We start from the raw sequence: 13,486 nt of genomic DNA on the forward strand, positions 1-13,486 counted from the left end.
TCCAGCAATAGTTGAACGCCGCCCCCATTTAGGGGCCGCGGGAATCCGCCAATGCGCCCACCCCCACAGACCGCATGGCGTTTCGTGTGGTCCTCGGCTATGATCTGATCAGATCGCGAAAATACAATCAAATGCAAAGCCTTACACCGTCGGGACCCGTTATGGCACAGCCCACCTTCACCTTTGAGGATCGCGACGGACAGCCGACTGTGCGGCTGACCGGGCGATTGGTGACGCAGTACCTGAACCTTGTCGAAGACGCGTTTTCCGGCACCACCGTCAATGGCCCGTCGCTCCGCCTTGATCTGAGCGCCCTTGACGCGCTGGATACGGGCGGTGCGTGGCTGATTGCACACTTGCAGGCGCGTCTGGAAGGGGATGGCGTGACCGTCGATCTGACCGGGGCTGACGCAGATCGCACCGCCCTGTTGCGCACCGTGCGCGAGGCACTGCCGTCAGAAAAAGGGGTCGAGGACATTCCGCGCGGCTTGCTCGTGTGGATTTCTGTCGTTGGTGCGAAAACGGCGGGTGTGGGGGCCTTGATGGCGTCCCTGCTCAGCTTCACGGGCGAGATGCTGGCCAGCCTGTTTGGCAACATTCTGCGCCCCAGACGGTGGCGCCCCGCCGCCCTTGTCAGCCAGATGCAGGACGCCGGGTTCAACGCAATCCCGATCGTCGTGCTGATGAGCTTTCTGATTGGGGTTGTGCTGTCCTTTCAGGGGGCTTCGCAACTACGTCAGTTCGGGGCCGAGGTGTTTGTGGTGGACCTGATCGCGATTTCGATCCTGCGCGAACTTGGCATCCTTCTGACGGCGATCATTGTGGCGGGGCGGTCGGGGTCGGCCTTTACTGCATCCATCGGGTCCATGAAGGTGCGTGAAGAGCTGGACGCGATGCGCACCCTTGGCCTCGACCCCATGGAGGTTCTGGTGCTGCCCCGTGTCATCGCACTGATCATCATGTTACCGATCCTGGGGTTCATCGCCAATATCTCGGGGCTGATCGGCGGTGCATTGATGAGCTGGATCGAGTTGGGCGTCAGCCCGGGCATGTTCGTCACACGCCTTCAGGAAAACACGGATGTCTGGCATCTGGCCATCGGCATGATCAAGGCACCGTTCTTTGCCGCCGTGATCGGGGTCGTGTCGTGCTGGCAGGCCATGCAGGTGCGCGGATCGGCGGACAGTGTGGGGCATCAGACAACTATATCCGTGGTGCAATCCATCTTTCTGGTGATCGTGGTCGACGCAATGTTTTCCATCTTTTTTGCGGAGATCGGTTTGTGAGCGACACCGAGCGCGAAGCGGTCATCAAGGTGCGCGGGCTGGTCAACCGGTTCGGCACTCAGGTCGTGCATGACAACCTTGATCTGGATGTGTGGCGGGGCGAAGTGCTGGGCATCGTGGGTGGGTCCGGTACGGGCAAATCCGTGCTGTTGCGCACCATTGTCGGCCTCAACCAACCTGCCGCCGGCACCATCAATGTGCTGGGCGCGGACGTGCTGCACGGCAGCCGGGCGGAACGCTTGCAGGCTGAGCGGCGATGGGGTGTCGCCTTTCAGGACGGGGCGCTGTTTTCTTCGCTGACGGTCATGCAGAACGTGATGGCACCCATGCGCGAGCATTTGAACCTCAGCCATGCGTTGATGTGCGCCTTGGGCCAGCTCAAGATCAGCCTCGTGGGATTGCCGCCATTGGCCTGCGGCAAGCTGCCATCCGAGTTGTCGGGGGGGATGCGCAAACGTGCGGCCCTTGCCCGCGCACTATCACTGGATCCTGAAATCGTGTTTCTGGACGAACCGACCGCAGGCCTCGATCCCATCGGGGCGGCGGCATATGACGATCTGATCGATGAGTTGAAACGCTCGCTTGGGCTTACGGTCTTTATGGTCACCCATGACCTCGACTCTCTTTATGCGATCTGCGACAGAATTGCGGTACTGGCGGAAAAGAAGGTGCTGGTCGAGGGGCCCATCGAGGGCATGACAGATGTGGATCACCCGTGGGTCCAGGAATATTTCACCGGCCCGCGCGCGCGCGCGGCGCAAAGCAAAACCTGACCGGAAAAAAGGAGCCGCTGCCACATGGAGACCAAAGCCAACTACATGCTGATCGGGCTGTTCACGCTGGCAGGTATTCTGGGCACACTCGGGCTGTTATTATGGCTCGCCAAGGTCGAGGTGGATCGCCAATACGCCTATTACGATATCCGGTTCGACGATGTGACGGGCCTCGGGTCTGCCAGCGACGTACGCTATAACGGGGTGCCGGTCGGGCAGGTGATCGACATCGCACTGGATGGGGAAAATGCCGATCACGTACGGGTCCAGATCGAGGTCAGCGCGGACACGCCCGTGAATGCAGACACCATCGCACGCCTGCAATCCCAGGGCGTGACCGGGGTAAGCTATGTGGCCCTCAAAGGGGGGGATGAACAATCCGCCCCCCTGCCCGACGACGGTATGATCCCGTCCGAGCGGACGGCACTCCAATCAGTTTTTGACGGCGCACCCAAGGTGCTGGACCGGGCCGTGACCCTGCTCGACAACATCAACGACGTCTTTGACGATGACAACAAGATGGCAGTCGCCAGCATTCTCGAAAATCTGGCGGTGTCCTCGGGGCGGCTGGACACAGTGCTGCGCGATTTCGAAAGCCTGTCTGCCGACCTTGGCAGTGCGGCGCGCAATGTGGCGGGCTTTGCCGAACGGCTTGATCTGCTGGCCGACACCGCAGATGAGACGTTGATGCGCGCCACCAGCGCATTGGACACCGCAAAAGGCACATTGAACACCATCAACACCTTCACGGTAGACGAACTGACCCCACTGGCCCGGGACGCGCGCACGACGATCCTGACGGCGAACGGCGTCATCACAAGCGTGGGTGAGGACACCAGCCGTATTGCCGCACGCCTTGACACATTGGCCGATGACGGGACGGATACCTTGCGCAGTGCAACAGGTGCCTTTGAGAGTGCGACCAAAACGCTCGCCCAGATCGACACGACGATGCAGGATGCGTCCACCACGCTTGGCACTGCCGATCAGACATTCGCGATGGCAAACACGATCATCGAGAATGACGTCAGCGCGATCATCGCGGACCTGCGCGGCGCGGCCACCGCCTTTACCAGCACGATCACCAATGCGTCCGGCAGCATCGACACGATCTCGACCGAGGTGGTCGCCGCCTCCCGCTCTGCGGCCAATTTCACCGGCGCGCTTGAGGATGTGGTCGCTGGCAACCAGCGCCAACTGTCCGACTTTCTACGCCTTGGCCTGCCTGAATTCCTGCGCCTTACCGAAGAGGCGCGCGGGCTGGTCACCAACCTCGAACGTCTTGTGAACAAGATCGAACGGGATCCCGCCCGTTTCCTGCTTGGCACCCAAAATTCAGAGTTCAACCGATGAAAACGACCCGCCGTTTGCCCGCCCTCCTTGCCGCAATGATCCTGCTTGGAGGATGCGCCGGGCTTGCCAGCCTCAATCAGGCGACGATCCCGTCAGAAGTGTTTGTTCTGACCCCCAAAAGCACATTTGATCCGGGTTTGCCCAACCTTAAATATCAGATTGTCGTGGACACACCCACCGCGACAGCGGCTGTCAATACGGACCAGATCGCCGTGCAGCCCACACCCCTTCAGGTGCAATATTTGCCGGGTGCGCGGTGGGTCGATCGTGCCCCCCTGATCGTGCAGGCGCTGTTGATCGAAAGTTTCGAGAATACCGGCAAGGTGCCAGCCGTGGGCAGTTCGACCATCGGGTTGCGCGCCGATTATCTGATCGTCACCGACATTCGCGAATTTCAGGCAACCGTCCCGACCGGCGCATTGTCAGAAGCGTTGCAAATCGACGTCCGCCTGAACATCAAGATCATCGATGCCTTTACGGATCGGATCATTGCGTCAAGATCGTTTGAGGAATTTGTGGCCTCCCCCACGGATGCGGCCCCGGATGTGGCGGGTGCCTTTGACGAGGCTTTGGGGGATACCATGCGCGATGCCGTGGAATGGAGCATCCGCAAGATCGCCGGGCACGCTCCGGGGCGCTAGCGCAACCCGTTCCGTGCGATGAACAACGACAGGTCCGCAATGATCTGCCCCCGTGCAGCGGCAATCGCTTGGGGACCGCCATCGACTGCGTAAGGCACGCTCAGATCAAACACGCCCGAGCGTTCGCGCCGCCCGTCCGCGACACTGACAAAGTACTGACCCGTGGCGCGGAATTGACCCGCCGCGTTGGCGACCAGTGTTTCAAAGCGCACGTCAAGACGGGCATCCGGGAAGGCCTCAAACGGCCACGGCTCGGGGGCGACGCGCGCACCGGACAGAGCTGCGATATTGCGGGCCAGCTCAAGCGAAACCGCGCGCGCGGGGGCGTCCGCCCACAGCACAGCGGCATCGGTCACCAGCTTGCCGGTTTCGTCCTGCACGGCGATCTCGTTGGCGCTTGCATAGGCGGGCAAGGACACATCGCGCACCTCGACACTGCGAAAGGCGATGCGCTGCGTCTGGGCGACCTCGGGGGCCGTCACCGCATAAAGGTCGGGCGAGGCCCCACATGCTGCCAGCAGCATCAGCCCGGCGGCCAAGGCCGGTTTCAAAATCCCCATCATCGTCATCTTCCCCGAATAAGCGCGCTTGGATTGCGTTCCAAGGTGCGCGCAAGTGCAGCGATGGCGCTGGCCGCTTCTGACAGATCGCGCAAGGCAACCTGCGCATCCCGGCTGAGCGCCTCGCCCTTGTTATAGCCTGCAATCGTGCGGCTGGCCTGATCCAGAACGGCGCTCACACGGGCCACAAGCGATGGCAGATCCTGCGTGGACTGCGCAACCGCGTCCGCCGCATCACGGGCCGAGACCAATGTGGCATTTACATTTGCGACCGCGCCGCCCTCGCGCAATTCGCGCAAGGTCGCGTTGATTTCGTTCAGCGCCGCACCAAGGTCAGCAGGCAATGCGCGCGCCGCATCCGTGGACAGGACCGCATTGGCGGATGCAGTCAGCCCGGTCAGCTCTTGGGTCAACTCCTCAAGCGGGAGGGCAGCCGCCTTGGCGGCAATCTCTTCGACCTGCGCAATCAGGGCAGGCACGCCGGACACCGATGCAGTCACCCCTTCGGCAGCGGCAGCCGCTGCATCCACGGCCGCAATAAGCTGGGTAGTGAACTGGTCACGCTCAAGCTGCGCCAATATGGCCTCAAAGCGGCTCAGGGTCGCGTTCAACCTGACCGGAATATCCTGCACATCCTCTGAGGTCACGATCCCGCGCACATCGCCCAGCAATCCGGTAACGGCCTCGGGCATGCCTTGCAGGTCTTCGCTGGCCACAAAAGTGCGCGCACTGTTCAGAAACAGGATCACGCTGTCCAGCAATTCCTCGACAGGCAGATTGTTGATACGGGCCACAACCCCTTCGACGGTGGCGGCCACATCCGAGACTTCGCTTTCGGTGGTGGGAATGATCGGGATACCGCCCTGCCGGATCTGACCCGCGGGGGGCGGCGCATCGTCGACCTGCACAAGTTCAATCTTGAGCCCACCCGCAAACAGGCTGGCCGCCGCAAGACGGGCGCGCAGCCCTTCCTCGATCCGTTTGTTCAGGAATTCAAGGGCGGCCGCGCTGGTGGTTTCACCTTGCAGGCCAAGGCGTGATGGCTGGATATAAAGCAACGCGTTCAGCCGCACCCGTTCATCCCCGAACTCGTCCTCGTCGATGACACCGGACAGGCCCTGCACACGGCCAATCTGCAACCCGCTCAGCTCGACCGGGGCGTCCACCGCAAGGCCGGAGATGTTTTCCTCGAACACCACGCGCATCTCAAGGGGCTGCACTTCGGAAGCGTTGAACAGGCTCGCCCGCGCTGTTTCGGAATCTTCGAACACCTCGAACATATAACCGTCCGACACGCGCGCCCCGCTGGACACGAAGGTGTCAAAGGTCAACCCGCCGCTCAGCAACGTGGCAACCGACTGAAAGTCGATCTCGGCCCCGCCGGGACCAACCGAAAAGGTAAACCCGGAGGTGTCCCAGAACCGGGTCGAGCGGGAAATAAGGCGGCTGTGAGGATGATAGATGATCGCCTCGGCGATGGCGAAATTGCCGCTTTGGGAAATCTGAGCCTTGCCGACCCGCCCCACCTCGATGCCACGAAATGTAATGGGGGCATCATCGGTCAGACTGCCCTGCCCTGTTGTGCGTAACGCAATCTGCAAGCCCTCGCGGCCATAGCGGAACAGGGGCGTATCCCGAAGCCCGTTGAACTTGGCCTGCGACGGGCCGATTTCGCTGTCCCACGCGCCCTCGACATAGACACCCGTCAGAACGGTATCGAGGCCGCTGACCCCTTGCGCGCTCAGTTCTGGGCGCACGATCCAGAAACTTGCGCCCACGTCGATGAAAGGGGCAATTTCCTTGTCCACACGCACCGCGGCCACCACACCATCAAGGCCCGGCGTGAACTTCACATCCTCGACAACGCCCACGGTCACATCGCGGTAACGCAGCTCGGTATCACGCTTTTTGATGCCCGCGCCGTTTTCAAACTGGATTTCGATCAGCGGGCCGCGATCATTGTAACTTTGCCATGCCACAGCCATCGCAATGGTCAGCGCAAGAAGCGGAATAATCCAGACAAAGGACGCACCCCCAAACACGGAGCGGCGCGCGGGTTCGATCTTCACAGGTTGGGGCGTGTCAGTCATGTGCAGGTTGTCCCTTTTGCCCCTCGGCACCCTCATCGCGTTTCTGAGCGGCCCGCGCATCCCAGATCATGCGACTGTCAAAGGCCTGCGCGGACAGCATCGTAAAGATCACCGAAAGCGCAAAGAACAAACTGGCGCGACCCGGATTGATGGCCGCCAATGTATTTAACTGAACCAGCGACGACATGATGGCAACCACAAAGATGTCGATCATGGACCAACGCCCAATGTATTCAACCACTTCATAAAGCACCTGGCGGTGATGGTTGGACACAGCCGAGGGCCGCGTGACCGAAATGGCCAGAAAGCCGATGGCCATGAACTTGCCGATGGGGATCACGACACTCGCAAACAGGATGATGAACGCAATCCCCGGAGAGCCGTAGTGGATCAGTTCGATCGCGCCGCCCACGATGGTGTCCTCCTGCACGCTCAGCAGGGTGCGCGTTTGCAGCATCGGGTACATGTTGGCGGGGATGTAGCACATGAACCCCACGATCCACAGCGCCCAGACCCGTTGCAGGCTGAGCGTATCACGCGCCACAACCGCGCTGCCGCAACGCCCGCAGGTGGTCGTGCCCGCAGGCCACACCTTGGTGCAGCGTCGGCAGGCCACGACGCCCATCTCGCGGGCGCTCAGGATTTGCGCGTTCTGTCCAGCGACGTCCATACCGACCACCTACACAGGAAATTATCCTGCACCACAACCAACACAACCAACACCGAAAACATCCAGAAAGCAGGCCCAAAGGTCACATCCGCCAGATCACTGATCTTGATCAACGCCACCGCGCAGCCAAGCGCAAAGATTTCGGCCATCGACCAGGGCCGCAGTGCCTCGGCAAAGCGGAACGCCTGTGTCGACCCGCGCACGGGCGGGTAATCGAGTACGATGGGGATCAGCACGTAGAGCGTCAGCAAGACCCGCGCGAGCGGCACAAAAATGATCAGCGCCGCCGTCGCCAGCGCCAGCGCGATCAACAGCCCGTCGCTGAAGGCCAATGCCGCATCAAGGATCGACACCGAATTGGTGGTCCCCCCCGCTGAAATCGACAGGAACGGAAAGACGGTCGCCGCCACGATCAGGATCGCAATCGCACTGGAGACTGCGATGATCTGCAAGCCTGCCTTGCGCCGCGGCGTGATCAGCACCGTACCACAACGCGCGCATGTCGCCTTTTGCCCCGCCGAGGGCCGTTCAAGCGCATAGACCGCATCGCAATGGGTACACACGATCAGCTTGTCGAGGGGAATCGGGGGCGCTGTGCTCATTCCTCTGATTTAGCAGGTTTCGCAGGCGCGCACAGGCGTGATGGATCATCAGGGTGCAACGATGGGAGTCGCCTTCAGCGCAGGCTCAGACGTTGGCGTATCCACAAAGGCACTGCCATGTTCAAACCAGCTTTGCGGCGCGGGTGCCCCCCAAAGGGTCTGGCGCTGCGGGTCCTTGAGATCCCATTTGATCGGTTCCAGATCCGGGTCGACTGTCTGATAATCCGAGCAATAGATCTCAATCCGGTGCCCGTCCGGATCCAGAATATAAAGGAAAAAGGCGTTCGAGATGCCGTGCCGCCCCGGCCCCCGTTCGATATTGCCCACATGCCCCGTCGTCGCCATCAGGTCGAGCAGGTCAATGATGTTGAGCGGGGTCGGCACCCAGAACGCCACGTGATGCAGGCGCGGCCCGGTCCCGTTGGTGAAGGCCATATCATGCACCCCGCCCTTGCGGTGCATCCACGCTGCCCACAGCTTTTTACTGTCCTCATCCTCGGTATATTCGGTCACCCGGAAACCGATATCGCCGTAGAACGCGACGGACGAATCCACATCCGGGGAAAAGCAGTTGAAATGGTCGATACGCAGCGGTTTGACCCCACGATAAAGCGCGTATTGCTGGTGGATCGGGGCCAGGCGGTCCATCTGGTGATAGAATTCCAGCGGGATGCCCGCGTTGTCCGAGGTCAGGAGGGTTCGACCCTGATACGCCCGTTCAATCCACGCGGTCGGGTGCCCCTTGCCCGCAAAATAAGCCTCGGCCCGGTCCAGATCGTCCTCGTCAAATGTCTTGAAACCCATGACCTCAACCGTGCCGGGTTGATCGGACTTTTGCAGGATCACGCAGTGATGGCCGCGTTCCTCCATCGCGCGCAGATAGACGTGGGCATCGGTCTCGTCCGTGACCTGAAGGCCCAGAATATCTGTGTAGAACGCGCGGCTTGCAGCCAGATCAGCGACGTTCAGGCAGACGTGGCTCAGCCGGATCGTGTTGAAATCGGGATAGAGGTTCGGGGCGGGGACGGGCATCAGGAGGCTCCCAATCTAGTGATCTTGTGCTGGCCAGTGGCAAAGCCGACATGCTTTTGCTCCATGTAGAACTCAAAGGACCAGTCGCCGCCATCCCGCCCGATCCCGCTGGCCTTGACCCCGCCAAAGGGGGTGGGCAGGTGGCGCACGTTTTCCGAATTGACCCAGATCATTCCCGCCTCGAGGCAGTCGGTAAAGCGCAAGGCACGCGTCAGATCGTTGGTCCAGACATAGCCCGTTAGCCCATAGGCCGTGTCATTGGCCATGTGCAACGCGTCCTCCTCGGTTCTGAAGGGGATAGAGGTGAGGACGGGGCCAAATATCTCCTCTTGCGCGATGCGCATGTCGTTGGTGGCATCGGTGAACAAGGTGGGGCGTACGAAATAACCTTCGGTACCGACGGCAGTACCACCGGCAGCAACCCTCGCCCCATCCTCGCGCGCGATGTCGAAATAGCGGGTCACTTTGTCGAAGTGTTCCTTGCTGACCAGCGGGCCGATCTCGGTTGCCGGGTCCAGCGGATGACCCACTTTGATGCGGTTCACACGCTCGACCAATTTGGCCTCGAACTCGGATCGAATCGTGTCCTGCACCAGCAAGCGGGACGAGGACGTACACCGCTCTCCGTTGATTGAGTAAATCATAAAGATCACCGCATCCATCGCGCGATCGAGGTCCGCATCTTCAAACACGATCACCGGATTCTTGCCCCCCAGCTCAAGATGATTGCGCTTGAGCGTATCCGCCCCCTGTTTGGTGATCAGGCTGCCGGTGCGGCTTTCGCCCACAAAGGCGATGGCCCGGATCAGCGGGTGTTCACACAGCGCCTTGCCTGCCTCGTCACCAAAGCCGTTGACGGTGTTGAGCACACCGGGGGGCAGACCCGCCTCTTCGACGATCTGGACCAGCAGGCGCGCGGTCAGCGGTGAGACTTCGGCCGGCTTGTGAACAACCGTGCAACCCGCCGCCAGGGCCGGCGCGATCTTCCATGTGGACAGCATGAAGGGCGTGTTCCACGGCGTGATCACTCCGACAGGGCCGATGGGCACGCGGGTTGTGACGTTCATCAGCGTGGGCGATGGCAAGTGTTGCCCGTCGCGCGCACGCACCACCTGATCGGCAAAATAGCGGAAATTCTCGGCCCCGCGCAGGGCTGCCTTGGACATGAATTTGATGGTCTGACCGGTATCCCAGCATTCACACAAGGCGATCTCTTCGGCGCGCGCCTCGATCCCTTCGGCGATCCTGATCAAGATATCGCAACGCTGTTTGGCGGGCATGTCACGCCAGTCGGCAAAGGCTGCCGCGGCGGCCCGAGCAGCCTTGTCGATATCCGCCGCAGTGCCATGGGCAACGTCGCAAATCACGCTCTTGTCGACGGGCGTGTGGGTTTGGAACACCCCGCCTGACCCGGCCACATCCTGCCCGGCGATCCGGTTGGGAATTCCGTACGCACGGAACCGATCAAGATAGCCGCCCAGCTTGGTGAGATTGTCGTCCAACGCGCTCATTCATGGGCCTCCGGCTGCAAGGATGGGACCAGCCCCGGCTGATCCAGCACTCATCTTATTTAACATGTTAATTATTGTGAAGGGCGTAAATGCGACCTACACTGTCACGCTCGACCTGGCAGCACAGACAGCACATGTTGCGCGTATTGAAGGATCCAGATGCCCCCCCGACTTCCCTCAACCTCGCGGTCCTTGCCCATTGCGCTGATCCGTGCGCGCGAAGGGGTCATGGCCCCGATCCGTGACATGTTGGCCGATACCGGGATCACGGAACAGCAGTGGCGGGTGTTGCGGGTGCTGTCCGAATACGGGCCGCTGGATACATCCACCCTTGCGGACCGGGCCAGCCTGCTGTTTCCAAGCCTGACCCGGATTGCGACCACGATGCGCGAAAAGGGGTTGATCACCCAGACCCGCGACAGCGATGACCGGCGGCGTCAGTTCATCCAGATTACCGATGCAGGCCAGAAGATCATCGATGACCACACCGCACAGGCCGCTCGCATTGTTGCAGGCTTTCGCGAAACACTGGGCGATGCGCAATACGAGACTTTGCTGGACTTGCTGGCCCGTCTGGACCCCGGCGCGCGTGGTTAAGGGCGCACCGTCCCATCCGCCCGCCATCCGTCAAAGATCTGCAAGGCGAGGTCCGCAAAGGCTGCGTCATTGATATGCGCATCAATGCGGTGCACATCCACGTTTGCCGGGGCATCGGCCTCAAGCGTGTCGAGGAATTGCGCAAGGCCGGACGGGTTGTACAAATCCGCCCCCGCCCGGTCCCATTCGCCCAACCCCCGCTCGGGCAGCAACAGCGCGGTCGGTCCCGTCGCCCTGGCCAATTGCGCGGCGTGGGCGTGGGCGACGGCACCGCGTTCATCCGCATCGATCACCACGCTGGTCAGCAGGCGGTTGTGGGCCCGTTGGGGATGTGTGCTCCATTTGTCGGGAACGGGTGCCCAGCCCACAATATCCACCAGATCGTAGCAGCCCGGTGCCACCAGTTGGGGTGTCCCGGCCAACCCCGCGCCTGTCAGCCTGTCAGGCCCGGCCGATATGCTTGAGCCGTGCAGATGGTTGCCGACCTCCTGGGTGCAGAAATCAAACACGCAGGCAAAGGCCCCCTGCGCGGCAAGGCTTTCAAAGGCCCGGCCCCCCATACCCGTCGCGTGAAACACCGCCACCTCGTATCCACGCGCCTCAAGCGCAGGTTTGAGGGGGATCACATAGCGCAAGGCAGACGTGCCAAGCGACATCATCCCGATCAGAGGCGGGCCGCTCTGCGGTTTCCGGGCCGCGCGTGCCGCCCCCAACACCGCCCCCCCGGCTTGGGCCAACGTGGCCTTGCAGACCGAATTCAACCCATAAAGGCCGCCTGCCCACAGGATCATCTGCACATCCGCCGCCACCCGGTCCGGTGGGATCAGCGCAGAGAAGGACACGGTCGAAACGATATATTTGGGCACGCCCAAGGGCAGGGCCGCACAGACATCAAGGGCGAGATCCGTGCCCATGGTGCCGCCCAAGACGATCACCCCGTCAAAGACACCTTGGGCAAAGAGACGCACGGTCAGGGTTGCTGCGCCTTTTGCCATGATCTGCATCGCCTCGTTTTCCTCGCCCGACGCAATGGCCCACGCAATCGAGCTGCCCCCGGCGGCGGCCACGTCGTGTTTGGAATGATCGGTGGGCGCAGCAGGATCGCCCAGCACCGACACATCCATCGTGACAACCTGCCCTCCCTGTCCGCGGATCACCTCAGCCAGAAACGTCAGCTCGTCGTTTTTGGTGTCATAGGTGCCGATCACCAGAACGGTTTTGCGTGCCATGGGCGCATCCCTTTCACAGGCTGAGGTTCGAGTGAGGCCGCCTGACCTTCGTGCCCTTATCTGTGGGCCTACAGGACATTGTCATGTCCGTTATCCGACAGCGCCATCACTTCACCCTGCCCGGTCACCTCTTGCCGTGTGCGGCACGTCCGGCACCTCAAAAGGCCGCCTCCTCAGATCTGCCAGCACAGTCAAAGCGGGGCCTCCGCTGCACCGGCGTCGGCAATCAATGCTTTGTAATGCGCGCGGATCGCGTGAAAGACAGGCCCCGCAGTGCCGCCCCCAATCACGCGTCCATCGATTTCGAACACGGGCGACTGAGCCCCGAACGTGCCCGTCAAAAACGCTTCGTCCGCGCCGTAGGCATCGACGAGGGAATAGTTGCGCTCGAACACGGGGATGTTGTTGGCGCGGCACAGGTCAATCACCTTCTGGCGGGTGATGCCGTTCATGCAGTAATCCCCGGTCGAGGTCCAAACCGCCCCCTTGCGCACGATAAAGAAGTTGCAGGCGTTGGTGGTGTTCACAAAGCCAAACGGGTCAAGCATCAGCGCCTCATCAGCACCAGCGCGAACCGCGTGGTTCAGCGCGATGATGCAGTTCAGTTTGGAATGCGAGTTCAGCTTGGCATCCTGCGTCAGCGGCAGGCCACGATGATGGGGCACCGTGTGCAAGCGAATGCCGCGATCCACGATGCTTGTGTCGGGTTTGGAGTGTTCAGCAATGATCACAATCGTAGGTCCGTAGACGCTCAGATGCGGATGCTGAAACGGTTTTTTCTTGCGCCCGCGTGTGACCATCAGGCGGATATGCACATCCGTTGTCATCGCATTGGCATTCAGCGTCTGCCAGATCGCGTCCGTCAACTCACCGCGCGTCTTGCCAATATCAAGGTCGAGGTACAGCGCCGCCTCATAGAGCCGGTCCAGATGTTCGGTCAGAAACGAGATGTGCCCGTCATAGAGCCGCATCCCCTCCCAGATCCCGTCGCCCAGCATAAAACCGGAATCGTAGACTGACACCTTGGCCTCGTCCCGGTGCACCACGGCCCCGTCCACATAGATCAGGATGTCGTCATTGCGCGCATCCATGGCCGCATCATGGGTCGAAATATGTGTGTCGGTCATGTCGGGTCCTTCGCA

Annotated in this window: 13 protein-coding genes; 5 read left to right on the top strand and 8 right to left on the bottom strand. The window is 61.3% G+C overall.

Annotated elements, in window-relative coordinates:
- The first annotated feature begins 161 nt into the window (after nucleotides 1-161).
- Genes Q0859_RS17265 through Q0859_RS17280 form a run of 4 tightly spaced genes read left to right on the top strand, consistent with a single transcriptional unit; the run spans nucleotide 162 to nucleotide 4,053 of the window.
- On the top strand, nucleotides 162-1,286 hold the full coding sequence (locus Q0859_RS17265) for an ABC transporter permease (protein ID WP_299153529.1): 1,125 nt from the start codon (nucleotides 162-164) through the stop codon (nucleotides 1,284-1,286).
- Entirely contained in the window at nucleotides 1,283-2,059 is a 777-nt protein-coding gene (locus Q0859_RS17270) for an ABC transporter ATP-binding protein (RefSeq protein WP_299153532.1), read from the top strand. Before Q0859_RS17265 ends, Q0859_RS17270 begins: the two co-directional genes overlap by 4 nt.
- A gap of 24 nt (nucleotides 2,060-2,083) precedes the next feature.
- On the top strand, nucleotides 2,084-3,412 hold the full coding sequence (locus Q0859_RS17275) for an MlaD family protein (RefSeq protein WP_299153535.1): 1,329 nt from the start codon (nucleotides 2,084-2,086) through the stop codon (nucleotides 3,410-3,412).
- Complete coding sequence (locus tag Q0859_RS17280) at nucleotides 3,409-4,053, top strand: ABC-type transport auxiliary lipoprotein family protein (RefSeq protein WP_299153537.1); 645 nt, start codon at nucleotides 3,409-3,411, stop codon at nucleotides 4,051-4,053. Before Q0859_RS17275 ends, Q0859_RS17280 begins: the two co-directional genes overlap by 4 nt.
- Here Q0859_RS17280 and Q0859_RS17285 read toward each other — a convergent pair.
- The 6 genes from Q0859_RS17285 to hpaE are packed head-to-tail and all read right to left on the bottom strand — an operon-like array spanning nucleotide 4,050 to nucleotide 10,518.
- Nucleotides 4,050-4,616, bottom strand: coding sequence for an ABC-type transport auxiliary lipoprotein family protein (locus Q0859_RS17285; protein WP_299153539.1), 567 nt, complete (start codon nucleotides 4,614-4,616; stop codon nucleotides 4,050-4,052). The genes Q0859_RS17280 and Q0859_RS17285 overlap by 4 nt on opposite strands.
- Nucleotides 4,617-4,618: 2 nt before the next feature.
- Nucleotides 4,619-6,703 (bottom strand): MlaD family protein, encoded by a 2,085-nt coding sequence (locus tag Q0859_RS17290; RefSeq protein WP_299153541.1) that lies wholly within the window; start codon nucleotides 6,701-6,703, stop codon nucleotides 4,619-4,621.
- Nucleotides 6,696-7,328, bottom strand: a complete 633-nt coding sequence (locus Q0859_RS17295) for a paraquat-inducible protein A (RefSeq protein ID WP_299153701.1) — start codon at nucleotides 7,326-7,328, stop codon at nucleotides 6,696-6,698. The genes Q0859_RS17290 and Q0859_RS17295 overlap by 8 nt, the downstream gene beginning before the upstream one ends.
- An 11-nt stretch (nucleotides 7,329-7,339) precedes the next feature.
- Nucleotides 7,340-7,975: a paraquat-inducible protein A gene (locus Q0859_RS17300; RefSeq protein WP_299153543.1), complete on the bottom strand. Its 636-nt coding sequence runs from the start codon at nucleotides 7,973-7,975 to the stop codon at nucleotides 7,340-7,342.
- A gap of 48 nt (nucleotides 7,976-8,023) precedes the next feature.
- Complete coding sequence (gene hpaD, locus Q0859_RS17305; protein ID WP_299153545.1) at nucleotides 8,024-9,007, bottom strand: 3,4-dihydroxyphenylacetate 2,3-dioxygenase; 984 nt, start codon at nucleotides 9,005-9,007, stop codon at nucleotides 8,024-8,026.
- Nucleotides 9,007-10,518, bottom strand: a complete 1,512-nt coding sequence (hpaE, locus tag Q0859_RS17310) for a 5-carboxymethyl-2-hydroxymuconate semialdehyde dehydrogenase (protein ID WP_299153547.1) — start codon at nucleotides 10,516-10,518, stop codon at nucleotides 9,007-9,009. The genes hpaD and hpaE overlap by 1 nt, the downstream gene beginning before the upstream one ends.
- Nucleotides 10,519-10,677: 159 nt before the next feature.
- Here hpaE and hpaR point away from each other — a divergent pair, with 159 nt between their 5' ends.
- The gene (gene hpaR / locus Q0859_RS17315) at nucleotides 10,678-11,115 is read left to right on the top strand and encodes a homoprotocatechuate degradation operon regulator HpaR (protein ID WP_299153549.1); all 438 of its coding nucleotides are present in this window, start codon (nucleotides 10,678-10,680) and stop codon (nucleotides 11,113-11,115) included.
- Here the strand turns inward: hpaR and Q0859_RS17320 are convergent.
- Both Q0859_RS17320 and Q0859_RS17325 read right to left on the bottom strand, forming a co-directional pair.
- On the bottom strand, nucleotides 11,112-12,344 hold the full coding sequence (locus Q0859_RS17320) for a Tm-1-like ATP-binding domain-containing protein (RefSeq protein ID WP_299153551.1): 1,233 nt from the start codon (nucleotides 12,342-12,344) through the stop codon (nucleotides 11,112-11,114). The two genes, hpaR and Q0859_RS17320, sit on opposite strands and share 4 nt — an antisense overlap.
- 191 nt (nucleotides 12,345-12,535) lie before the next feature.
- A complete protein-coding gene (locus Q0859_RS17325) occupies nucleotides 12,536-13,471 on the bottom strand; it encodes an aminotransferase class IV (RefSeq protein ID WP_299153554.1) in 936 nt (311 codons plus the stop codon).
- Nucleotides 13,472-13,486 lie beyond the last annotated feature (15 nt).

The organism is uncultured Tateyamaria sp. (assembly GCF_947497045.1).
Classification (GTDB): Bacteria; Pseudomonadota; Alphaproteobacteria; order Rhodobacterales; family Rhodobacteraceae; genus Tateyamaria.